The following is a 2267-nucleotide window of genomic DNA, read 5'->3' on the forward strand; positions in this document are numbered from 1 at the left end:
CCTTTGCCCGGGCCAAAAGCCCTTTGGGGCCGGGCACACCTTCCCCTAAGGGCCTCTATGCCCCTCTAAGGGGCCTAAAGGGCCGGGGGTCGGTGTTCCCCCTTGCCCCCCTTCCCCCCGGGCCTTCTCGGGGCCTTAGAGCCCGGAAAACACCCCTTTCCCGAGGGGCAAGCGTAGGATGTCCTCCCGAGGTGAAGCCGTGGACCGGAACCTGGAGCGGGACACCGTGGAGCTCCTCCTGGAGACCCCCGAGCTGCCCCCGGAGAGGCGGGAGGCCCTGGCCCGGGAACTGGAGGCGGTGGTGGCCCGGCACCTCCCGGGCCGCCCCGTGCGCCTCCTCTCCGGGGTGGACGAAAGGGGTCGGCGCTGGCTGCGCCTGGTGGTGCCCCTGGGTCCTGCGGGGCGGGGCTAGGCCCACTGCCCCCCGGCCCCTTCCCACCCCAGCCGATACCATGAGGCCATGGACCAGGGCGACCTTCTGGCCCGCATCAGCGTGGACCCCGAGGTGAACCACGGGCAGCCCACGGTGCGGGGGCTCCGCTACCCGGTGAAGGTCCTCTTGGAGCTCCTGGCCTCGGGCATGACCCCGGAGGAGATCCTGGCGGACTACCCTGACCTGGAGTCCGAAGACCTCCAGGCGGTCCTCCTCTACGCGGCCAGGCTGGCCGAGGGAGGGGCTACGACGCCCTGCACACCCGCGAGCTTCCCCGGGGCAACGCCACGCCGGACCAGGAGATATGCGCCCTCTCCCTGCGGGAACGGCGGGTGGTGGTCACCAAGGACGGGGACTTCGTCCAAGACCTGCTCCTCCGAAAGGAGCCCTACAAGCTCCTGCTGATCTCCACCGGCAACATCCGCAACCGGGACCTCGAAGAGCTCTTCCTGCGCAACCTCCCTACCCTGGCCTCCCTTCTGAAGGACCACACCTTTGTGGAGCTTGGCCGGGATTTCATCACCGTGCACTTCTGAAGCTTCCCCCTCCACCTCCTAGCTGCGAAGGCCGGGTTTAGCCTTTATGCACCCCCGAAGTGGGCCTCTCTCGCCCCCTCCTTCTGCCGCCTTTATGCACCTTTACCCCCCTCAAGTCGCATAAACCCCGCAGGCTTTGTCCCTGCGGGGCGAGTTTTGTGCGCGAAAGGTGGCTTTCGTGCCTATAGCCCCCCCGCCCACTCCACCCGCAGCCGGAAGCCCCCGTCCCCAAGGCTACCCCGCACCGCCACCTCCCCCTTCCCCTCCGGGTCCAGGCTGTACCCCGCCCGCAGGAAGAGGGCTCCCCCAGGAGGCTCCACTCCCAGGGGCACCCGCAGGGAGGCCCCCACCCCCAGGCTCCACACCTCGTTGGCCACCAGGCCCAGCCCCAGGCCCACCCCCAAGACGGGGGGCTCCCCAGGGCTCCAGTCCAGGCTACCCCCCAGGGTGGCCACCACCCGGTCCCGCAGGAAGGCCAGGGACACGCCCCCCTCCAGCCCCCACGGGTACCGGGCCCCCAGGTAGACCCGGGGCCGTCCCGGCAGCTCCCGCAGCCGGTAGGCCGCCCCCACCTGGAGCCCCCAGCCCCCTTCCCCCCACCAGGAGGCCTCCCGCCTCCCCTCCCGCACCCGCTCCTCCCCCAGGAGGAGGAGGGAGAGGCCCACCGCCCCCTCCAGGCTCACCTCCTGGGTGGCCCGCCAGCTGAGCCCCACCTCCAGGCGCAGGTCGTGCCCCGCCCGGGTGAAGGCGTAGGGCCCCCCCTCGTCCACCCCAATCCCCCGCCCCCCAAAGGGGCCGTACCCCAGCCCCACCCGGAAGCCCAGGGTGGGCTCCTCCGCCGGGCGCAGGGGGTCGATCTGCCCCCAGGCGGGCAGGAGGAGGAAGGCCAGGAGGAGAAGGGTCCTCACGGCAGCCTACCCCCCAGGGCCTCCAGCCGCCGCAGCCGGGCCTGGGCCCAGGCCGCCCACTCCCCCTGGGCCGCCCGCCCCCGAGGCACCAGGAGCAGAGGAGGTTCCGGGACCAGGGTCACCCCGCTCCACCCCTTCTCCCCCGCCTGAAGACGGTCCTGAGGGTGGCGTGAGCGAGCCCCTCTTTTTGGTGGACGCCCACCTCCCCTTCCGCCTGGTGGAGCGCCTGCGGGAGAGGGGCTACGACGCCCTGCACACCCGCGAGCTTCCCCGGGGCAACGCCACGCCGGACCAGGAGATATGCGCCCTCTCCCTGCGGGAACGGCGGGTGGTGGTCACCAAGGACGGGGACTTCGTCCAAGACCTGCTCCTCCGAAAGGAGCCCTACAA

5 protein-coding genes and 1 pseudogene are annotated in these 2267 nt (G+C 71.5%); 4 read left to right on the plus strand and 2 right to left on the minus strand.

Annotated features, from left to right (window positions below):
- The first annotated feature begins 199 nt into the window (after positions 1–199).
- The 3 genes and pseudogenes from BVI061214_RS00010 to BVI061214_RS00015 form a co-directional block, all read left to right on the plus strand.
- Positions 200–412, plus strand: a complete 213-nt coding sequence (locus BVI061214_RS00010; protein ID WP_231623782.1) for a hypothetical protein — start codon at positions 200–202, stop codon at positions 410–412.
- 48 nt (positions 413–460) lie between these two features.
- Positions 461–838 (plus strand): DUF433 domain-containing protein, encoded by a 378-nt coding sequence (locus BVI061214_RS14125; protein ID WP_248841674.1) that lies wholly within the window; start codon positions 461–463, stop codon positions 836–838.
- Positions 730–969 (plus strand): annotated as a pseudogene (locus BVI061214_RS00015) (DUF5615 family PIN-like protein); the annotation flags it as partial. The gene BVI061214_RS14125 and the pseudogene BVI061214_RS00015, both read left to right, overlap by 109 nt.
- Positions 970–1151: 182 nt before the next feature.
- Here the strand turns inward: BVI061214_RS00015 and BVI061214_RS13945 are convergent.
- Complete coding sequence (locus BVI061214_RS13945; RefSeq protein WP_053766868.1) at positions 1152–1877, minus strand: hypothetical protein; 726 nt, start codon at positions 1875–1877, stop codon at positions 1152–1154.
- Positions 1874–1999, minus strand: a complete 126-nt coding sequence (locus BVI061214_RS13950; protein WP_282953973.1) for a hypothetical protein — start codon at positions 1997–1999, stop codon at positions 1874–1876. The genes BVI061214_RS13945 and BVI061214_RS13950 overlap by 4 nt, the downstream gene beginning before the upstream one ends.
- Positions 2000–2046: 47 nt before the next feature.
- On the opposite strand from BVI061214_RS13950, the gene BVI061214_RS00025 reads away from it, so the two are divergent.
- The coding region (locus tag BVI061214_RS00025; protein ID WP_169775281.1) for a DUF5615 family PIN-like protein at positions 2047–2267 on the plus strand (221 nt) is incomplete at its 3' end.

It is taken from the genome of Thermus aquaticus, assembly GCF_001280255.1.
Taxonomy (GTDB): domain Bacteria; phylum Deinococcota; class Deinococci; order Deinococcales; family Thermaceae; genus Thermus; species Thermus aquaticus.